Annotated in this window: 17 protein-coding genes; 12 read left to right on the forward strand and 5 right to left on the reverse strand. The window is 68.7% G+C overall.

Annotation, left to right across the window (positions count from 1 at the left end):
- Nucleotides 1–123: 123 nt before the first annotated feature.
- The 8 genes from ACT54R_RS17465 to ACT54R_RS17500 all read left to right on the forward strand — a co-directional run bounded on the left by ACT54R_RS17465 (nt 124) and on the right by ACT54R_RS17500 (nt 10512).
- Nucleotides 124–1353, forward strand: coding sequence for an ABC transporter substrate-binding protein (locus ACT54R_RS17465; RefSeq protein ID WP_476328375.1), 1230 nt, complete (start codon nt 124–126; stop codon nt 1351–1353).
- A gap of 192 nt (nt 1354–1545) precedes the next feature.
- Nucleotides 1546–2418 carry a branched-chain amino acid ABC transporter permease gene (locus ACT54R_RS17470; protein ID WP_168459148.1) on the forward strand — a complete coding sequence of 291 codons (873 nt, stop codon included), beginning with the start codon at nt 1546–1548 and terminating at the stop codon, nt 2416–2418.
- Between the two features lie 4 nt (nt 2419–2422).
- Nucleotides 2423–4267, forward strand: coding sequence for a branched-chain amino acid ABC transporter ATP-binding protein/permease (locus ACT54R_RS17475; RefSeq protein WP_476328378.1), 1845 nt, complete (start codon nt 2423–2425; stop codon nt 4265–4267).
- Nucleotides 4251–4955 carry an ABC transporter ATP-binding protein gene (locus ACT54R_RS17480; protein ID WP_168459149.1) on the forward strand — a complete coding sequence of 235 codons (705 nt, stop codon included), beginning with the start codon at nt 4251–4253 and terminating at the stop codon, nt 4953–4955. The genes ACT54R_RS17475 and ACT54R_RS17480 overlap by 17 nt, the downstream gene beginning before the upstream one ends.
- 15 nt (nt 4956–4970) lie before the next feature.
- Nucleotides 4971–5798, forward strand: coding sequence for a shikimate dehydrogenase family protein (locus ACT54R_RS17485; RefSeq protein WP_476328380.1), 828 nt, complete (start codon nt 4971–4973; stop codon nt 5796–5798).
- Nucleotides 5795–6547 (forward strand): SDR family NAD(P)-dependent oxidoreductase, encoded by a 753-nt coding sequence (locus ACT54R_RS17490; protein ID WP_476328382.1) that lies wholly within the window; start codon nt 5795–5797, stop codon nt 6545–6547. Before ACT54R_RS17485 ends, ACT54R_RS17490 begins: the two co-directional genes overlap by 4 nt.
- A gap of 138 nt (nt 6548–6685) precedes the next feature.
- Nucleotides 6686–8887 (forward strand): alpha-ketoacid dehydrogenase subunit alpha/beta, encoded by a 2202-nt coding sequence (locus tag ACT54R_RS17495; protein WP_476328384.1) that lies wholly within the window; start codon nt 6686–6688, stop codon nt 8885–8887.
- Nucleotides 8888–8907: 20 nt separating this feature from the next.
- Nucleotides 8908–10512, forward strand: coding sequence for a GMC family oxidoreductase (locus tag ACT54R_RS17500; RefSeq protein WP_476328386.1), 1605 nt, complete (start codon nt 8908–8910; stop codon nt 10510–10512).
- A 295-nt stretch (nt 10513–10807) separates the two neighbouring features.
- On the opposite strand, the gene infA is transcribed toward ACT54R_RS17500, so the two are convergent.
- The 3 genes from infA to ACT54R_RS17515 all read right to left on the reverse strand — a co-directional run bounded on the left by infA (nt 10808) and on the right by ACT54R_RS17515 (nt 13320).
- A complete protein-coding gene (gene infA, locus ACT54R_RS17505) occupies nt 10808–11083 on the reverse strand; it encodes a translation initiation factor IF-1 (RefSeq protein ID WP_012115181.1) in 276 nt (91 codons plus the stop codon).
- 148 nt (nt 11084–11231) lie between these two features.
- On the reverse strand, nt 11232–12869 hold the full coding sequence (locus ACT54R_RS17510) for a DEAD/DEAH box helicase (protein ID WP_476328388.1): 1638 nt from the start codon (nt 12867–12869) through the stop codon (nt 11232–11234).
- Between the two features lie 277 nt (nt 12870–13146).
- Nucleotides 13147–13320 carry a hypothetical protein gene (locus ACT54R_RS17515; RefSeq protein WP_476328390.1) on the reverse strand — a complete coding sequence of 58 codons (174 nt, stop codon included), beginning with the start codon at nt 13318–13320 and terminating at the stop codon, nt 13147–13149.
- Between ACT54R_RS17515 and ACT54R_RS17520 the strand changes: the two genes are divergently transcribed.
- The 4 genes from ACT54R_RS17520 (at nt 13319) to modC (ending at nt 16856) form a co-directional block, all read left to right on the forward strand.
- On the forward strand, nt 13319–13843 hold the full coding sequence (locus tag ACT54R_RS17520) for a DedA family protein (RefSeq protein WP_168459155.1): 525 nt from the start codon (nt 13319–13321) through the stop codon (nt 13841–13843). The two genes, ACT54R_RS17515 and ACT54R_RS17520, sit on opposite strands and share 2 nt — an antisense overlap.
- 190 nt (nt 13844–14033) lie before the next feature.
- On the forward strand, nt 14034–14843 hold the full coding sequence (gene modA, locus ACT54R_RS17525; protein ID WP_476328392.1) for a molybdate ABC transporter substrate-binding protein: 810 nt from the start codon (nt 14034–14036) through the stop codon (nt 14841–14843).
- 115 nt (nt 14844–14958) lie between these two features.
- The gene (modB, locus tag ACT54R_RS17530; RefSeq protein WP_476329216.1) at nt 14959–15648 is read left to right on the forward strand and encodes a molybdate ABC transporter permease subunit; all 690 of its coding nucleotides are present in this window, start codon (nt 14959–14961) and stop codon (nt 15646–15648) included.
- On the forward strand, nt 15645–16856 hold the full coding sequence (gene modC / locus ACT54R_RS17535; protein ID WP_476328394.1) for a molybdenum ABC transporter ATP-binding protein: 1212 nt from the start codon (nt 15645–15647) through the stop codon (nt 16854–16856). Before modB ends, modC begins: the two co-directional genes overlap by 4 nt.
- Here modC and ACT54R_RS17540 read toward each other — a convergent pair.
- Complete coding sequence (locus ACT54R_RS17540) at nt 16750–17238, reverse strand: winged helix-turn-helix domain-containing protein (protein ID WP_476328396.1); 489 nt, start codon at nt 17236–17238, stop codon at nt 16750–16752. The genes modC and ACT54R_RS17540 overlap by 107 nt on opposite strands.
- A gap of 140 nt (nt 17239–17378) precedes the next feature.
- The gene (locus ACT54R_RS17545) at nt 17379–18245 is read right to left on the reverse strand and encodes an FTR1 family iron permease (RefSeq protein WP_476328398.1); all 867 of its coding nucleotides are present in this window, start codon (nt 18243–18245) and stop codon (nt 17379–17381) included.
- Between the last annotated feature and the right edge of the window lie 530 nt (nt 18246–18775).

The following is an 18775-nucleotide window of genomic DNA, read 5'->3' on the forward strand; positions in this document are numbered from 1 at the left end:
ATTATCCGCCTCGCCAGACGGGCCGGCCGCCACGCCGGACCGCAGCCGAAGGGCACGAAAACCGTGCCCGAGCAACGGTTTGAATCGCCCGGCCCGAACCGGGGTCGGCGGAGGGAGGAAACCATGAAGTTGTTTGCGCGGGCGGCGCTCGCCGCCGCCATGCTTGCTGCCGTGCCGATGGCCACGACCCTGCCGGCAGCGGCGCAGGGCACCGTGAAGTTCGGCGCCCTCTATCCCTTTTCCGGCACCCTCGCGCTGCTCGGCGACGAGAGCTTCCGCGGCTTCGAGCTGGCGGTCGAGGAGCGCAACGCGGCCGGCGGCCTCAACGGCCAGAAGATCGAGTTCATCAAGGGCGACGCGGTCGATCCCAACCAGGCGGTCGGCGAAGCGCGGCGCCTGACCTCGGTGGACAAGGTCTCGGCCATCTTCGGCACCTATTCCTCGTCCCTGTCGCTGGCTGCGACACAGGTGACCGAGCTCGCCAACATCCCCTATTTCGAGCTGGGCGCGATTTCCGATCCCATCACCGAGCGCGGCTTCAAGTACGTCTTCCGCACCAACGCCACGGCGCGCGACTTCGCCAACCGCATGGTCGATTCGATCATCGAGGCCATCGCCCCGGCGCTCAACGCCAAGCCCGGCGACCTGAAGATCGGCATCATCCACGAGGACAGCCTCTACGGGCAGACGGTGTCCGGCTATCAGAAGGCCCGCGCCAAGGAGAAGGGCCTCAACGTGGTTGAGGTGCTGCCCTATTCGGCGAAGTCGGTGGACCTCACCCCCGTCATCCTGCGCCTGAAGTCCTCGGGTGCCGACGTGGTGCTGCAGACCTCCTACCAGAACGACACCGTGCTGTTCTTCCGCCAGATGAAGGACCAGGGGTACAAGCCCAAGGCGGTGATGGGCGCCGGCGGCGGCTATTCCACCCGTGACACCATGCAGGCGGTGGGCGCGGAGAACATGGAAGGCGCCCTGGACGTCGACTTCACCCAGTACAACACCAACCCCAAGGCGGCGCCGGGCATCACCGAGTTCGCGGCGAAGTACAAGGCCAAGTACGGCATCGAGCCGCGCTCGGGCCACTCGCTCGCCAACTACATGGGCGCCAAGGTGTTCTTCGACGCCATCGCCAGCGCCAAGAGCACGGATGCCGACAAGGTGCGCGCCGCCGTCCTCGCGGTGGACATCCCCGTCGGCCAGACCTCGACCGGCTGGGGCGCCAAGTTCTCCGAGCAGGGCCAGAACACCCGCGCCGTGCCCTTCCTGATGCAGTGGCAGGGCGGCAACCTCGTCACCGTGTTCCCGGCGGACGCCGCGGTCGCCAAGATGAAGACCGGCATCGGCGCCAACTGAGCATCAAACTGAGGCGGCGACCTCCCGCGCCGCCCTGCCCCGCCCGGTCTGGCTCCGGGCGGGGCCCTCTGACACCTGACCGGCGCAGCCCGCTGCGCTCTCGGCCGAAGCCGCGCCCCTGCCCCGGCGCGGCGCCGGTCCTCTGCGCCCCGACGGCACGCCTCACCCACCTGCGCACTGGAGCCAAGCGCGATGGACGTTCTTATCCAGCTGGTGCTCAACGGCATATTGCTCGGCAGCATGTATGCCATCATCAGCGTCGGCCTCACCCTGATCTTCGGCATCGTGCGGGTGGTGAACTTCGCCCACGGCGAGTTCCTGATGGTGGGCATGTACGCGGCCTATCTGCTGGCCGCGAAGTTCGGCCTGCACCCCTATGCCGCCGCAGTGCCCATCGTGATCCTGCTGTTCGCCATCGGCGCGGCGGTGCAGCGCTTCCTCATCCAGCCGCTGCTGGGGGCCGAGGAGCACATCCAGATCTTCGCCACCGTCGGCCTCTCCACCGCGCTGGTTAATCTCGCTCTGCTGGTGTTCGGCGCGGACCTCTATTCCATCCCCCCCTCCGCCGCGCAGGGCTCCGTCATGGTCGGCGGCTTCTCGCTGGTGAAGGGGCAGATCGTGATGTTCGTGTGCGCGCTGGCGCTGGTCGCCGGGCTGCACCTCTTCATGCAGTCCACCGCCCTCGGCCGCGCCATCCGCGCCACCGCGCAGAACCGCAACGCGGCGCTGCTCATGGGCGTGAAGGTGGACCAGATCTACGTCATCGCCTTCGGCATCGGCGCCGCCTGCGTCGGCCTCGCCTCGGCGCTGGTGATGCCGCTCTATCCGGTCACGCCCACCATCGGCACCTACTTCGTCCTCACCGCCTTCGTGGTGGTGGTGCTGGGCGGCATGCGCTCCATGTACGGCGCCTTCTTCGGCGCGATGATCATCGGTCTCGTGGACAGCCTCTCCGGCTACTACATCGCCCCCGACCTCAAGGAAGTCGTCTATTTCGCGATCTTCCTCGCCATTCTCATCTTCAAGCCCACCGGCCTGTTCGGCCTCGGCCGCGGCACGGAGTGATCCGATGAGCCTTCAAGACTCCTCGCCCGCCTCCGCCACCCCGGTGTCCTCCGGCGGTCCCTCCCTGCTGGCGCGCCTCGCCAATCCGCGGGTCTATTGCGCGCTCCTCGCGCTCTCGCTGCTGGTCATCATCCCGGCCTGGTCGGGCTCGACCTTCGTCATCCACGTCTTCGTCACCATCTGCGTGTTCGGAGCGCTGGCCACCGCGTGGAACATCCTCGGCGGCTATGCCGGCCAGCTCTCGCTGGGCCACACGGTGTTCTACGGCATCGGCGGCTATACGGCGGCGCTGCTGCTGGACAGCTTCGGCCTCTCGCCGTGGATCGGCATGATCGGCGGCGCGGCGCTGGCGGCGCTGGTGTCCATCGGCATCGGCTATCCCTGCTTCCGGCTGCGCGGACCGTTCTTCTCGCTCGCCACCATCGCCTTCCTGGAGGTGGTGCGGCTGCTCGCCATCCACTTCAACGGCCTTACCGGCGGTTCGGCCGGCCTCGTGGTGCCGCTGCAGATCGGCTGGCCGTGGATGATCTTCCGCGAGAAGATCAACTATCTCTACATCGCCTTCGGCCTGCTGCTGCTGTCGCTCGCCGTCAGCTACGCCATCCGCCACTCGCGGCTCGGCTATTCCCTCACCGCCGTGCGCGAGCGCGACAGCGCGGCCCAGGCGGCAGGCATCAACATCAACGGCGTCAAGCTCTGGGCCATCGCCGCCTCGGCGGCGCTCACGGCGACCGTCGGCACCTTCCACGCCATGTACATGACGTTCCTGGAGCCGGCGACGCTGTTCTCTCTCGCCACCGCCATCGAGATCGCCATGTTCGCCCTGATCGGTGGCCTCGGGACCGTGGCGGGGCCGCTGCTCGGCACGGTCCTGGTGGTGCCGCTGGCGGAACTCGCCCGCGGCTGGCTCGGGGCCTCGGCCAATGGCCTGCACGGCTTCGTCTACGGCACCGTGCTGGTCATCATCACGCTCACCCTGCCCGGCGGCCTCGTCGGCACCTTCGGTCCCTTCGTCACCCGCCTGATCGACAGACTGCCCGGCGGCGGACGGACCCGGCCGGAGACGGTTGCGCCCGCGGTCAAGCTGGTCGGCGGCACGCCCGGCGAGCCGGTGCTGAAGGCGACCAACCTCGTGAAGCGCTTCGGCGGGCTGGTGGCCACGGACAACGTGTCCCTCACCCTGAAGCGCGGCGAAATCCTCGGCGTCATCGGCCCCAACGGCGCGGGCAAGACCACCGTCTTCGCCCAGCTCTCCGGCTTCCTCGCGCCCAATGCGGGCACGGTGGAACTCCTGGGACAGGACGGCAAATGGCACCAGCCGAAGACGCCCGATGCCTTCGCCCGCCTCGGCATCGGCCGCACGTTTCAGATCGTCCAGCCCTTCGGCAAGCTGAGCGTGCTGGAGAACATCATGATCGGCGCCTTCCTGCGCCACCGTTCGGTGGACGACGCCCGCGCCGTGGCGCTGCGGGTGGCGCGCACCGTCGGCCTCTATGATGTGAAGGATGTGGAAGCCGGCACCCTGCCCATCGGCGGCCTGAAGCGGCTCGAAGTGGCGCGCACGCTCGCCACCGAGCCGACCGTCCTCCTCCTCGACGAGGTGATGGCCGGCCAGAGCCAGTCGGACACGCTGAAGATGGTGGAACTGGTGCGCGCCATCCGCGACAGCGGCGTTTCCGTCATCGCCATCGAGCACAACATGCAGGCCATCATGAGCCTGTCGGACCGCATCGTCGTCATCGACAGCGGCAAGGTGATCGCCGAGGGCGCGCCGGAAGCCGTCGTGCGCGAGCGCCGGGTGATCGAGGCCTATCTCGGGGAGGATTTCGTCCATGCTCAAGGTCTCTGACGTGACCGCCGGCTATGGCCGGACCGTCATCCTCCAGGACTTGTCCCTCCGCGTCGGAAGGGGCGAGGTCGTCACCATCATCGGCTCCAACGGCGCCGGCAAGACGACCCTGCTGCGCACCATTTCCGGCCTGGTGAAGCCCACCTCCGGGACCATCGAGTTCGACGGCAAGCGCATCGACCGCATGAGCCCGGACGAGATCGTGGGCTCGGGCCTCATCATGGTGCCGGAGGCGCGACAGCTCTTCCCTGTGATGACGGTGCGCGACAACGTGCTGATGGGCGGATACCACCCGAGCGTCCGCGCCGGGATGATGGAGCGCTTCGAGGAAGTGCTGGACATCTTCCCCCGCGTCCGCGAGCGCCTGTCCCAGCTCGCCGGCTCCCTCTCCGGCGGCGAGCAGCAGATGGTGGCCATCGCCCGCGGGCTGATGGCGAAGCCGAAGCTGCTGATGCTGGACGAGCCGTCGCTGGGGCTCGCGCCCATCATCGTCGGGCAGATGTTCGATGTCATCGACCGCATCTGCAAGAGCGGCACCACGGTTCTCCTCGTGGAGCAGAAGGCGTTCCACGCGCTGAAGATCGCCGACCGCGCCTATGTGATCGAGAACGGCGCCATCGCCATCGAGAACACCGGCGTGGGCCTGCTCGCCGACCCGCACATCAAGACCGCCTATCTCGGCATCTGAGACCGGACATCTGCCATGACCGCCCCGACATCCCGCGAGATTTCCGGCCTCACCAAGGTCTACGGCATCCTCGCGGACCCCATCCATCACGTGAAGACGCCGCAGATGCTCAACGCCCTCATGGCGCGCGAGGGTCGCGACGGCGTGATGGTGCCCTTCCACGTCTCATCCGACGAGCTGCCGCGCCTCGTGGATGGCCTCAAAGCCATGAAGAGCCTTGGCGGCTTCGTGGTCACGGTGCCGCACAAGACCGCCATCGTGGACCTTCTGGATGAGGTCTCCGACAGCGCCCGCCGCATTGGCGCCTGCAACGTGGTGCGCCGGGAAGAGGACGGGCGGCTGATCGGCGACATGCTGGACGGCAAAGGCTTCGTCGGCGGGCTCATCGCGGCCGGCATCGATCCCAAGGGCAAGAGCGTCTATCTCGCGGGAGCCGGCGGCGCGGCCAACGCCATCGCCTTCGCTTTCGTGGAGGCCGGTGTTGCCCGCCTCACCATCGCCAATCGCACGCGGGCCAAGGCGGAAGACCTCGCGGCGCGCCTCGCCGACGCCTTCCCGGGCGCGCCGGTTCAGATCGGCACGTCCGACCCCTCCGGCCACGATATCGCCGCCAACGCCACATCCCTAGGACTGAAAGAGGGCGATGCCCTGCCCCTCGATGCGTCTCGGCTGACAAGCGACCAGATCGTTGCCGAGGTCATCATGCAGCCGGAGGAGACCGCGATCCTTGCGGCGGCGAAGGCCAAGGGCTGCCGCACCCATCCGGGCAAGCCCATGCTGGTCTGCCAGCTCGATCTGATGGCCGACTTCCTCGGCATGCGTTCCCTCGGAGCCGCCTCGTGACTGGCGCGCTGGCGGGCCGCTGCGCCCTCATCACCGGCGGCGCCTCGGGCATCGGCCTTGCCGTGGCGCGGGCCTTCCGGGCGGAGGGCGCCTCCCTCGTCTTGCTCGACCTCGATCCCGCCGCCGCGCGCATCGCGGAAGAGCTGGGCGAGACGCTTGCCGTCAAGGGCTCGGTGACGCGCAAGGCGGACATCGTGGCCGCCTTCGATGCGGCCGAGGCGCGGTTCGGGCCGGTGGACATCTGCCTCGCCAATGCCGGCGTCTCGCAGAACGCCCCCACCCTCTCGGTGAGCGAGGAGGAGTGGGAGCGCGTCATTTCCATCAACCTCACCGGCGTGTTCCTCACCGCGCAGGAAGCCGGCCGGCGGATGATCGCGCAGGGTGGCGGCTCGCTGCTGCTCATGGCGTCCATGTACGGCATCGTCGCGGCCCCCGAGCGTATCGGCTACTGCGCCTCCAAGGCCGGCGTCGCCATGATGGCCAAGGCGCTCTCCTGCGAATGGGCCGGGCAAGGCGTGCGGGTGAATGCCCTCGCCCCCGGCTATGTGCGCACCCCCTTCCTCGACGACCTCGCCGAACGCGGCCGCCTCGACCTCGACAGGCTCCGGGCGCGCACGCCCATGGGCCGGCTCATCGAGACCGAGGAGGTGGCGCGCATGGCCGTCTTCCTCGCGTCCGACCAGGCGAGCGCCGTGACCGGCCAGATCATGGCCGTGGACGGCGGCTGGACCGCCTACGGCTACCTGTGAACACCGCCTGCGGCAGGTGCCGCAGGCACGCCGAACACAGCTTCCGGCGGGTGCCGGAAGCACTTGTACGAAACGTTTTAATTGACGGTCCCGACGCCACTCCGAGCGCAGGAGGACGCCGCGGCACGGAGACAAGAGATGCCCGAGACCATTGCCCTTCATCCCGCCGCGCCCTGGGTCGAACTCAAGACCACGGAGGCCGACTGGGCCGCCGCCGACCCGGCCCTGCTCAAGGAGCTTCTGACGCAGATGGCGCTGATCCGGGCCTTCGAGGAGAAGGTGCTGGAGCTGGCCGGCGAGGGCCTCGTGCACGGCCCCGCCCATTCCTCCATCGGGCAGGAGGGCGGCGCGGCTGGCTCCATCGTGGGCCTGCGCCCCACCGATCAGGTCAACGGCTCCCATCGCGGCCATCACCAGTTCCTCGCCAAAGCCCTCGCCTATGTGGCGCCGGGCCTCGACCCCACCGCGCCGCTGAGCGATGACACCCACGCCCTGCTCCACCGCTCGCTCGCCGAAATCCTCGGCCTCGAACCCGGCTTCGGCCACGGGCGCGGCGGCTCGATGCACCTGCGCTGGGGCGAGGCGGGCGCCATCGGCACCAATGCCATCGTCGGCGGCGGCGTGCCTCTGGCGGCGGGCGCGGCCTTCGCCCACAAGCGCGCGGGCACGGGGGATGTGGCCATCTCCTATTTCGGCGACGGCGCGGTGAATATCGGCGCAGTGCTGGAGACCATGAATCTCGCCGCCGCGTGGGACCTGCCGCTGCTCTTCTTCATAGAGAACAACGGCTACGCGGTGGCCACCACCGTGGAGGAGGCAACGCGCGAGACGCGCCTCTCGGGCCGTGGCACCGGCTTCGGCATCCCCTCCTGGAAAGTGGACGGCATGGACCCGCTGGCGGTCCATCTCGCCACCCAGGAGGCCCTGAAGATCATGCGCGCGGGCCAGGGCCCGGCCGTGATCGAGGCGGACGTCTACCGCTATTTCCACCAGAACGGCGCCCTGCCCGGTTCCGCCTTCGGCTATCGCACCAAGGAGGAAGAGGCAGCATGGCGCGCCCGCGACCCCATCAAGCGCACCGGCGCGGCGCTGGTGGCGCGTGGCGATCTCACACAGGATGATCTCGACGCCCTCACCGAGCGCGCCGAGGCGGCCATGGCGGATGCGGCAGCAAGGCTCGTGGAGACCGTGGGCAACAAGCGCCGGGTGATGCCCAGCATGTGGCCCAACGTGTCCTTCGTGGACGAGGGCATCCGCGGCGATCTCTCCGAGCTTTCGGGCAAGCGCGGCGAGGAGGAGGCGACCTATCGCGGCCGCCTCGCCGAGCGCAAGTTCGTGGACGCCATCGCCGACGTGCTCCACCGCCGCTTCGAGACGGACGACCGCTTCGTCATCATGGGCGAGGACATCCACAAGCTGAAGGGCGGCACCAACGGCGCCACCCGCGGCCTCGCCGCCGCCTTCCCCGATCGCTGCCTCGGCACGCCCATCTCGGAAGGCGCGTTCGCGGGCCTCGCTGGCGGCATCGCCATGGACGGGCGCTACCGGCCCATCATCGAGTTCATGTATCCCGACTTCATGTGGGTCGCCGCCGACCCGGTGTTCAACCAGATCGGCAAGGCGCGGCACATGTTCGGGGCGGACGTGCCGGTGCCCCTCGTGCTGCGCACCAAGATCGCCATGGGCACGGGCTACGGCTCCCAGCATTCGCTGGACCCGGCGGGCGTGTTCGCCACCTCCCCCGGCTGGCGCATCGTCGCGCCCTCCACCCCGTTCGACTACGTGGGCCTGATGAATGCGGCGCTGGCCTGCGAGGACCCGGTGCTCGTGATCGAGCACGTGGACCTCTACCAGACCTCCGGCGCCATTCCGGACGGCGACCTCGACTACATCATCCCCTTCGGCAAGGCGAAGGTGGTGCGCCCGGGGCGCGAACTCACGATCCTCACCTATTCCGCCATGGTCCACCGCAGCCGCGAGGCCGTGGAGGAGCTGGGGCTCGATGCCGAGATCATCGACCTCAGGTCCCTCGATCGTGCGGGGCTCGACTGGGACACCATCGGCGAGAGCATCCGCAAGACCAACAACGTGCTCATCGTGGAGCAGGGCTCCCTCTCCACCTCCTATGGCGGCTTCCTCGCCGACGAGATCCAGCGCCGCTATCTCGACTGGCTGGACCAGCCGATCCAGCGCGTGACCGGCAAGATCGCCTCCCCCACCATCTCCAAGGTGCTGGAGCGCGCCGCCTTCGCCGGCAAGGAGGAGGTGATGGCCGGCCTCGCCGTCACCATGGCTGCGAAGGGAATGCCGCTGCCGGGAATGCCCGGCGCCGCCCTCTAGTCCCATTCGGATCGAAGACGATGGACAGTTTCGATTACATCGTGGTGGGCGGCGGCACCGCAGGGTGCATCCTTGCCGCCCGGCTCTCGGAAGACCCGCGCCGGCGCGTGCTGCTGCTGGAGGCCGGCGGCACGGACAAGGGCTTCTGGGTGCCCATCCCGGCCGGCTTCTCCAAGCTCCTGTCGGGCAGCGCCTTCAACTGGCGCTTCAACACCGAGCCCGAGCCCAACACCTACGACCGCCCCATCGTCGTGCCGCGCGGCAAGGGGCTCGGCGGCTCGACGCTCATCAACGGCATGATCTTCGTGCGCGGGCAGAAGCAGGATTTCGACGGCTGGGCCCAGCGCGGCGCCACTGGCTGGGGCTATGACGACGTCCTGCCCTATTTCAAGAAGTTCGAGCGCTTCGACGAGCCGGACGCGGACCCGACCGTGCGCGGCACAAACGGGCCCATCAGCATCGTGCGAGTGGCGGAGCGGCCGGTGCTCTCCGAGGCCTTCCTCTCGGCGGCGGAGGAAGCGGGCTTCCCGCGCAATCCCGACTACAACGGGAAGGACCAGGAAGGCTTCGGCTATTACCAGGTGAACCAGCGAGGCGGTCGGCGCTGGACGGTTGTGGACGGCTATCTGCGCCCTGCCCTCTCCCGCCCCAACCTCAAGGTGATCACCCACGCGCAGGCGCTGCGGCTGGTGCTCAACGGGCGGCGGGTAACGGGCGTGGTGTTCCGCCGCGACGGGAAGGAAGAGACGGCCACCGCCTCGGGCGAGGTGCTGCTCACCGCAGGCGCCGTGCAGTCCCCCCATCTGATGGAACTCTCCGGCATCGGCCATCCGGAGGTGCTGCGGGCGGCGGGCATTCCTGTCGTTCATGCGCTGACGGGCGTCGGCAACAATTATCAGGACCATTTCGCCACCCGCATGAACTGGCGGGTGAAGGAGCCCATCACCCTCAACGAGCAGACGCGCGGCGTCGCCCTGGCCAAGGCGGTGGCGCAGTATTTTCTCACCCGCAAGGGCATCCTCACGCTGGGCACGGGCCTCGCCCATGGCTTCGTGAAGACGCGGCCGGGGCTGGCGGGGCCGGACGTGCAGTACTTCTTCATGCACGCGAGCTACGCCAACGCCGCCGATCGCACGCTGGATCATCTGCCGGGCATGACCATCGGCGTCACCCAGTTGCGGCCCCACTCTGTGGGCTCGATCCATGCCAAGAGCGCGGACCCGCTGACGCCGCCCGCCATCCGACCGAACTTCCTCGCCGTAGAGGAGGATCGCGCCTGTCTTGCCGCCGGCATGAAGATCGCGCGGCAGATCGTCGATCAGCCGGCCATGGACCCGTACCGCGCCTTCGAGATGAACCCCGGGCCGGACTGCCGGAGCGACGCCGACTTCGTGGAGTTCGCCCGCCGCACGGGGCAGACCATCTATCACCCGGTCGGCACCTGCAGCATGGGCACCGGGCCTCAGGCCGTGGCGGACCCGCACCTGCGCGTCATCGGGCTCGATGGCCTGCGCGTGGTGGATGCTTCGGTGATGCCGACGCTGGTCTCGGCCAACACGGCGGCGGCGGTGATGATGGTCGCGGAGAAGGCGGCAGACCTGATCAAGGCGGACAGCCGGGGCTGAGCGGCGCCGCGCTTCTGCGCCGCGCTCGGCTCCAGTCCGGAGCCGTCATCCCCCGGCTCGTCCGGGGGATCCACTCCGGGGCCATTCCGCTTTCCGCCATCCGGGCACCCCTCCAGCCGAGGTGTGGATCGCCCGCACAAGGCGGGCGATGACGGGAGGGATTAGCGGCGCGGGCGTCCTGCGTTGCCTTCGCTCAGGCGCCGCGCGGGCTAGGCGAAGCCCGTCACAAACGCCAAAAGCCGGCGCGGGGATGTCCCCGGCCGGCGCCGAACGCCCTGTCCGCGATCCCGAAGGATCAGCGGCGGCGGAAATTCTGCTGGCGGCGAGCGCCGGGCGGCGGGGCGTTGCCCTCGGCCTTGTGGCGGAAGTTGATCCGGCCGCGATCGAGATCGTAGGGGGACATCTCCACCACCACGCGGTCGCCCTCGATGGTGCGGATGCGGTTCTTCTTCATCTTGCCGGCCGCATAGGCCAGAATCTGGTGGTCGTTGTCGAGACGCACCCGGAAATTGCCGTCCGGGAGCACTTCCGTCACAGTCCCCTCGAACTCCAGCAGTTCTTCCTTCGCCATATAGTCGTCTCCAGCGGTCCCGCGGCGCGGGACGAATTTGGCGGGCTTATCTCACAAAATCGCCCGATTTCCCATAGGTGGGTCACGCCGGCCCGGGAAAAAGGCCCGGCGTGACCTGTTCAACGCAGTGTGACGGGAGTGCCGATGCTCAGCGCACCGGGCGCTTGGTGCCGGCCGGACGGCTGGCGGGACGCTCGCCTCGGTTGGACACGGCCTTCATGAAGCCGAGGCCGCCGAGATCGGCGCCGGGACGCGCGCCGCGATCGCCGCCGCGCTCACCCGAGCGCTCGCCCCGGGGGGGACGGGCCTCGCCACGGTGCTCACCGCTGCGCTCACCGCCGCGGTTCTGGCCGTCACGACGGCCTGCGCCGTTGCCGGCCCCCTGGGCGTTGCGGTGCCCTTCGGGGGCGCGCTCGGCACGCGGCTGGGCGGCACGGGCCGGACGACCCTCGCCGGCCGGACGCTCGCCACGCGGCTCGCGGCCCTCGGCGCGCTGGCCCTGGCCACGCCCGCCTTCGGGGCGCGGACCGCGCGGACGCTGCGGGCCACGCTGGCCCGGACGGCCGCCGCGACCACCGATGAAATCGTTGCGCTCGGCGGTCTCGTCGCGCTCCTCCAGCTCGATCGGCGGCGCGTCCGGAATAGCGAAGCGCATGCCTGCGCCGCGACGGTCGGTGGCCGGGATCTGCAGCTTGATGAGCCGCTCGATGGACTTGAGATACGCCCTCTCCTCGTGATCGCAGAAGGAGATGGCGATGCCTTCCCGGCCGGCGCGCGCGGTGCGGCCGATGCGGTGGACGTAGCTCTCGGGCACGTTGGGCAGGTCGTAATTGATGACGTGGCTGACGCCCGTCACATCGATGCCGCGCGCGGCGATATCGGTGGCGATCAGGGTGCGGATCTTGCCCTCGCGGAAGGCGAGGAGCACGCGGTCGCGCTGGTTCTGCGACTTGTTGCCGTGGATCGCCTCGGCGGCAATGCCGCACTTGGCGAGCACGCGCACCACCTTGTCCGCGCCGTGCTTGGTGCGGGCGAAGACGAGGGCGCGGTCGATCTCCTCGGTGGAGAGCACCTCGGCGAGGAGCTGGCCCTTGTTGGGCTTGTCCACGTGGATGACGCGCTGCTCCACCCGGTCGGCGGTCTTGGCCACCGGGGTGACAGCGACGCGCACCGGATCATGCAGCATGCCGCCCGCCAGCTCGGCGATGGCCGGCGGCATGGTGGCGGAGAAGAACAGGGAGTGCCGCTTGTGCGGCAGCCGGCGCACCACCGCGCGGATGGCATGGACGAAGCCCATGTCCAGCATCTGGTCGGCCTCGTCGAGGACGAACATCTCCACCTGGTCGAGCTTCACCGCGTGGTTTTCCACGAGGTCCATGAGCCGGCCCGGGGTGGCGACGAGCACGTCCACGCCGCGGGCAAGCGCCCGGATCTGCCGGCCCATGGGCACGCCGCCGATGGCGAGCGTGACCGAGATGCGGGCATGGCGGCCGAACTTCTCGAAATTGTCCACGATCTGGCCGGACAATTCGCGGGTGGGCGACAGCACCAGGGCACGCACGGACTTGGGGTCCGGACGGCGGGGATGGCGCACGAGGCGATCGAGGATGGGAAGGGCGAAGGCAGCGGTCTTGCCGGTGCCGGTCTGGGCGATGCCGATCAGGTCGCGGCCGTTGAGGACCTGCGGGATGGCTTCAGCCTGAATGGGGGTGGGAGTGACGTGATTCGCTTCGGTGAGGGCGCGAACGATGGGCTCGGCAAGGCCGAGGCTCGAAAAAGAGGTCAAGCTCTGACTTTCATATGCGAGCGGCACCGGCGCAGCCTTTTGGGCGCGGCGCGGCTCGCGGGATTTCGACATCCCGCGTGGCCAGGGGTGTCCAAGGGCAAAAGATGTGATCGGGCAAAGCCGCTTGCGATGCCTCACCGACGAAACGCCCAGTCACGGCGTCGTCCAGATCGAAGCTCCAGCGGTCTCCGCTACGCGGCCCGAGCGCGCTAAGGGGAGGAAACCAACTGCCTCCATCGGCGCGATGCACCGCATATGGACGAGACCCGTGACGATTTCAAGGCGAATGGTTGGGCAGGCGGAGCTTTGCGCCGTCCGAATGCGTCGCGTGGCGCCATTTCGCCCGAATGTGCGTCCAGTAGAACACGCTGAAGCAGTCGCCCGGGGTGGCGCGCGGCAGGGCCTTGCGCCCGGAGGCCACGCCGCCGATCCTCGCGGCAGGAGGAGACATGTTCGATTTTTCCGCCATCGTCGCCGCAACCACCGCCTTCGTCGAGCAGCACCATTATCTCGCGCCGGCCGTGGTGTTCGGGCTCGCCTTCGGGGAATCGCTGGCGCTGATCTCCTTCTTCATTCCCGCCACCGTGCTTCTGCTCGCCATCGGCGCGCTGATCGAGGCGGCGGGGCTGCACTTCTTCCCCATCTGGCTCGCCGCCGCCGCAGGCGCCGCGCTGGGCGATGCCGTCTCCTATTGGCTCGGCTTCCACTACAAGGAGCGCGCGAAGGGCTTCTGGCCCCTGTCGCGCCGGCCGGACCTCGTGGCCCGCGCGGAGGACTTCTTCCAGCGCTTCGGCGTGTGGGGCGTCGCCATCGGACGCTTCTTCGGGCCGCTGCGCGCGGTTGTGCCGCTGATCGCCGGCGTGCTCGCCATGCGCCAGAGCCACTTCCAGGTGGCGAACGTGACGAGCGCGGGCATCTGGGCCTTCGCCATGCTGGCTCCCGGTGCCGCCGCGCTGAAGCTCATGGGCTTTTGACGGCGTCGCGCCCCCGCGCGGCGTGATGCCGCAGTGCAGCAAAGGCCGACTGGGCGCCAGACGTTTGGCGGTATCCTGAGCCGCGCTGCGGCGGGTCCTGACCTTTCGGAACGGCCCAGCCTATTGTCTCGCCGCAGCATCCTGTATATCGATGGACATATCACAGGCCCATTGCCGAGGTGCCATTGCCATGTCCGGTTTTCCTGCCTCGTTCCTCGCCTCGTTTCCTGCCTCCCGCCGCCTGGTCCTCGGTCTCGTCGTCTCGGCCTTTGCCGCCGCGCCGCTCCCCGCGGCCGCGCAGGAGACCGTGACGGTGTTTGCCGCCGCGAGCCTCACCAACGCCTTGCAGGACATCGCCAAGGCCTATGAGGCGAAGGGCAGCAAGGACAGCATCAAGTTTTCCTTCGCTGCCTCCTCGGCACTGGCCAAGCAGATGGAGGCCGGCGCACCCGCCAACATCTTCGCCTCCGCCGACCTGAAGTGGATGGACTATACCGACGGCAAGGGCCTGACCCTGCCCGCCACCCGGGTGAAGCTGCTCGGCAACGAGCTGGTGCTGGTCGCCCCCGCCGACAAGGCGAAGCCGGTGACCATCTCCAAGAGCCTCGACGTGGACGCGCTGCTCGGCCCCAACGGCCGCATCGCCACCGGCCTCACCGACAGCGTGCCGGTGGGCGTCTATGCCAAGCAGGCCTTCACCAATCTCGGCCTGTGGGACAAGATCGGCCCCCGGATCGTCGGTTCGGAGAGCGTCCGCGCGGCGCTGGCGTTGGTGGAGCGCGGCGAGGTGCCTTACGGCGTCGTCTACGCCACCGATGCGGCCATCGCCAAGAACGTGAAGATCGTCGCCACCTTCCCGGCCGACAGCTATCCGCCCGTCGATTACCCCTTCGCCCTCGTGAAGGGCCAGGACACCGCCGCCGCCAAGGCCTTCTTCGCCTTCGTCCAGAGCCCCGAGGCCAAGGACATCTTCAAGAAGTACGGCTTCGCGGTGAACTGAGCCGCTGCGCGCCGGGGGGCGCGGGGCGGAACGGGAATTGCTTATTGGGGGCAAAAGGCCGAGCCTGTTTCACGGGCGATGCGCGGCCTTTTTGCAGGCGGATATATTCGAGATGTTGCTCACTCCCGAAGAATGGACGGCCGTGCGGCTGAGCCTCATCGTGGCCTTCTGGGCCACTCTGTGGAGCCTGCCGCCGGCCATTCTCATTGGCTGGGTGCTCGCCCGCTTCGAGTTTCCCGGAAAAGGCATCTTCGACGGCATCGTCCACCTGCCCCTCGTGCTGCCCAAGGTGGTGGTGGGCTATCTGCTGCTCATCGTCCTCGGCAACCGCGGCTATCTCGGCCAGTATCTCAACGAGTGGTTCGGCATCTCGCTGATCTTCTCCACCGCGGGCGCCACGGTCGCGGCGGCGGTGGTGAGCTTCCCGCTCACGGTCAACGCCATCCGCCTTGCCATCGGCGGCATCGACAAGGGCATCGAGACGGCAGCGCGCACGCTGGGGGCCAGCAGGCTCGACGCCTTCTTCACCGTGACACTGCCGCTGATGATGCCCGGGGTGCTTTCCGGCTGCCTCATCTCGCTCGCCTCCGCGCTGGGCGAGTTCGGCGCCACCATCACCTTCGTCTCCAATGTGGAAGGCCAGACGCGGACCATCCCGCTCGCCATCTACAGCGCCACCCACATGCCCGACGGCGACGCCATGGCGCTGCGCCTCACGGTGGTGTCAGTGATCCTCGCCCTCGGCTCCCTCATGCTGGCGGAGATGGCGGACAAGCGCATCCGCGTGGCGCTGGGCCAGATATGATCGAGATCGAAGTCTCCCTCGCCCGCTCCACCGGCTTCCACCTGAAGGCGGACCTCAGGGCGCCCGAGACCGGCGTGACCGCCCTGTTCGGCCGTTCCGGCTGCGGCAAGACCACGGTGATCCAGCTGGTCGCCGGCTCGCTGACGCCGGACACCGGGCACATCCGCGTCGGCGACACGGTGTTCTTCGACAAGCAGGCGGGCATCAACCTGCCCATGGAGCAGCGCGCGGTCGGCTACGTGTTCCAGGACGCGCGGCTGTTCCCGCACATGACCATCGAGAACAACCTGCGCTACGGCGAGCGCCGCACGAAGCGGCCGCGCACCATAAAGTTCGATGCCGTGGTGGAGATGCTGGGCGTCGGCCACCTCTTGCAGCGCCGCCCGCACACGCTCTCCGGCGGCGAGAAGCAGCGCATCGCCATCGGCCGCGCGCTACTCTCCCAGCCGCGCCTGCTCCTGATGGACGAGCCCCTCGCCTCCCTGGACGAGATGCGCAAGGGCGAAATCCTGCCGTATCTCGAGCGGCTACGCGACGAGCTGAACCTGCCCATCCTCTATGTCAGCCACTCCATCGAGGAGGTGCTGCGCCTCGCCGATGCGGTGGCCGCGCTGTCGGACGGCAAGGTCATCGCCTGCGGCCCCCTCGCTGACGTCCTGTCCCGGCCCGAGCTGCTGCCGGTCATCGGCCGGTTCGATATCGGCACCATCCTCGACTGCATCGTGACGGCGCACGATCCGGACCTCGGCCTTTCCACCGTCTCGTTCGCGGACGGCGAATTGCGCGTGCCGCTGGTGGGCCGCCCGGTAGGCGCGCCGGCGCGGGCGCGCATCCGCTCGCGCGACGTGTCGCTGTCCCTGTCGCGGCCCATGGACGTGTCGGTGACCAACCGGATTTCCGGCACCATCGCGGCCATCACGCGGGCGGAAGGTCCGTTCTCCGAGGTGGAGCTGGCGCTTTCCGCCGGCCGCCTCAGCTCGCTGGTGACGCAGGAAAGCGTGCTGCGCCTTGGCCTTGAGCCGGGCATGCAGGTGTGGGCGATGATCAAGGCGGTGACGGTGGACAGCCGTCCGCCGGGCTTTTACTCGCCCGGCGCGGAGATCAGCCCGCCTGCTTCGCGGCCGGCGCGGCCAGCGGCGAATCCGCCTCAGGATCCCCCGGCTCTGCGTGTGATTTCGGGTGGTAATCCGCCGCAAGGGCGGACGTAAGCTCGTCCAGCGCCCCACTGGTGGCCTTGGCCGCCTGCCGCTCCATGGCGCGGTAGAGCGCGATCACTCGTTCGCCGAAGGCCGTCACCTCGGTGCCCGCGCCACGGCGGCCGGGGAAGGTGACGATCACGCGCTGCTCGAACATACGGTCCAGCTCGTCCACCAGCAGCCAGGCGCGGCGATAACTCATGCCGATGGCCTTGGCGGCGGCGAGGATGGAGCGGTGTTCGCGGATCGCCTCCAGAAGCTTGATCTTGCCCGGCCCGAGGCGCCGGCCGTCGGCGAAGTCCACGCGCAGGAACAGGCGGGTGCCGTCCCGGCCTTGCCCGTCCTTGGTGCGGCTGTCCTTGCTGCGGCCACTGCCGCCCGTTCCGCCGCTCATGATGCTTCTCCTCGGATGCCGCCCGGCGCACCGCCTGTCCCGGGAGCCCGGAACAGCGCAGTCAGCATACCGGAAGCCGGCGACCTCGGAAACGCCGGAGGGCGACGGAAGCGCTCCGAAGATCAGGCGCGGAAGGAGGCTCAGGCGCGGGACACTTGGCCACCGGCCGAGTGGCCGGCGCTCTGACGGCGCGGGGCGGCCGAAAGGCGGCCGTTGACGATGGCCGACAGGCCGAGGATGACCGCCACCGTCGCCACATAGGCGATCACCTGCATGCCCGTGGGCTCGGCGCGGTAGCCGACCAGCGTGCGCAGCACGCGGCCCAGCGCGCTGTCGTCGGCCAGCAGCCAGCTCGAATTCCACACCGGCTCGGCCAGCGACTGGATGAAGCCGGAATCCTGCAGGATGCCAACCACCTGCGCGGCAAGGCCGGCGGCCAGCAGCGTGATGAGGACGGACGTGACCTTGAACAAGTGCTTGAGCGGGATCGCCACGAGGCCGCGATAGAGCAGCAGCGACAGGGCCGCGCCACCGGCGAGGCCCGCAAGGCCGCCGAGCACGACCTGGCCCGTCGAGTCGGCGCCGGTGCTGGCGATGCCATAGAGGAAGAGCACGATCTCGACACCCTCGCGCAGCACGGCCATGCCGACGACGATGGCCAGCGCGGCGAGGGGCTTGCGCCCCTCCTTCACGTCACGGCCGACTTCCCGCATCTCCATGACCATGTGCTTGCCGTGGCTCGCCATCCAGACGACCGTCCACACCAGCATGACCACCGCGACGGAAAGGATGGCGGCGTTCAGGATGTCCTGGCCAGAGCCATCGAACGTGGAAGCGATGGTGTCGGCGAAGAGCGCGAGCACGCCCGAGCCGGCGATCCCGCCCAGAATGCCGAGGCTGATCCAGAGGCCGCGATGGCGGATGCCCTCGGAGGCGGCGAGCACCACGCCGGTGACAATACCGGCCTCGAGGACTTCCCGGAAAACGATCAGAAGCGCGGCAATCATCGCGACCTGTCCTTCTGTCCCCGACGGCCGCTGCCGGCACGCACGAGCGGGCACAAACGCTGCCCTGAGGGCCATCGCCCCGGGGGCGATCAAGGCCGGCGGGACGAAAACCAGTTGAATATGACGAAATCCTATCACTCGGGTGCGGCCCCTGTCACGGCAACGGCTGAGGTTTGGAATTGTTCAAATGAAAAGCTGCGCACCCATCCAGCGACCGTTCAGACTATAGTTGGAGGGCGGCTGCACCCGGCCGCGATCGGCGCGTGTTCAGCGTTTGCAGCGGGGCGCGACGAAACGGCCCAGCGCGACGCGGATACAGGTGACGTTACGTCTTCTACTAAGGAGTGCGTCGCTTTGACTTGGGGGCGTCAAGTCGATGACCCGCACTCTGGACATGGAACAATTCCATTATTTTCCCAAGCGCTTGCCCGTCACCAGCCCGGCTCATACTCTCCGCGGCGACGGGGCAAAGGCCCCGGTTCCGGTTGTCCCTGCCCCGGTTGCCCGGGCGCCGGTTCCTGTATTCGAAT

The organism is Xanthobacter sp. DMC47, from assembly GCF_056313845.1.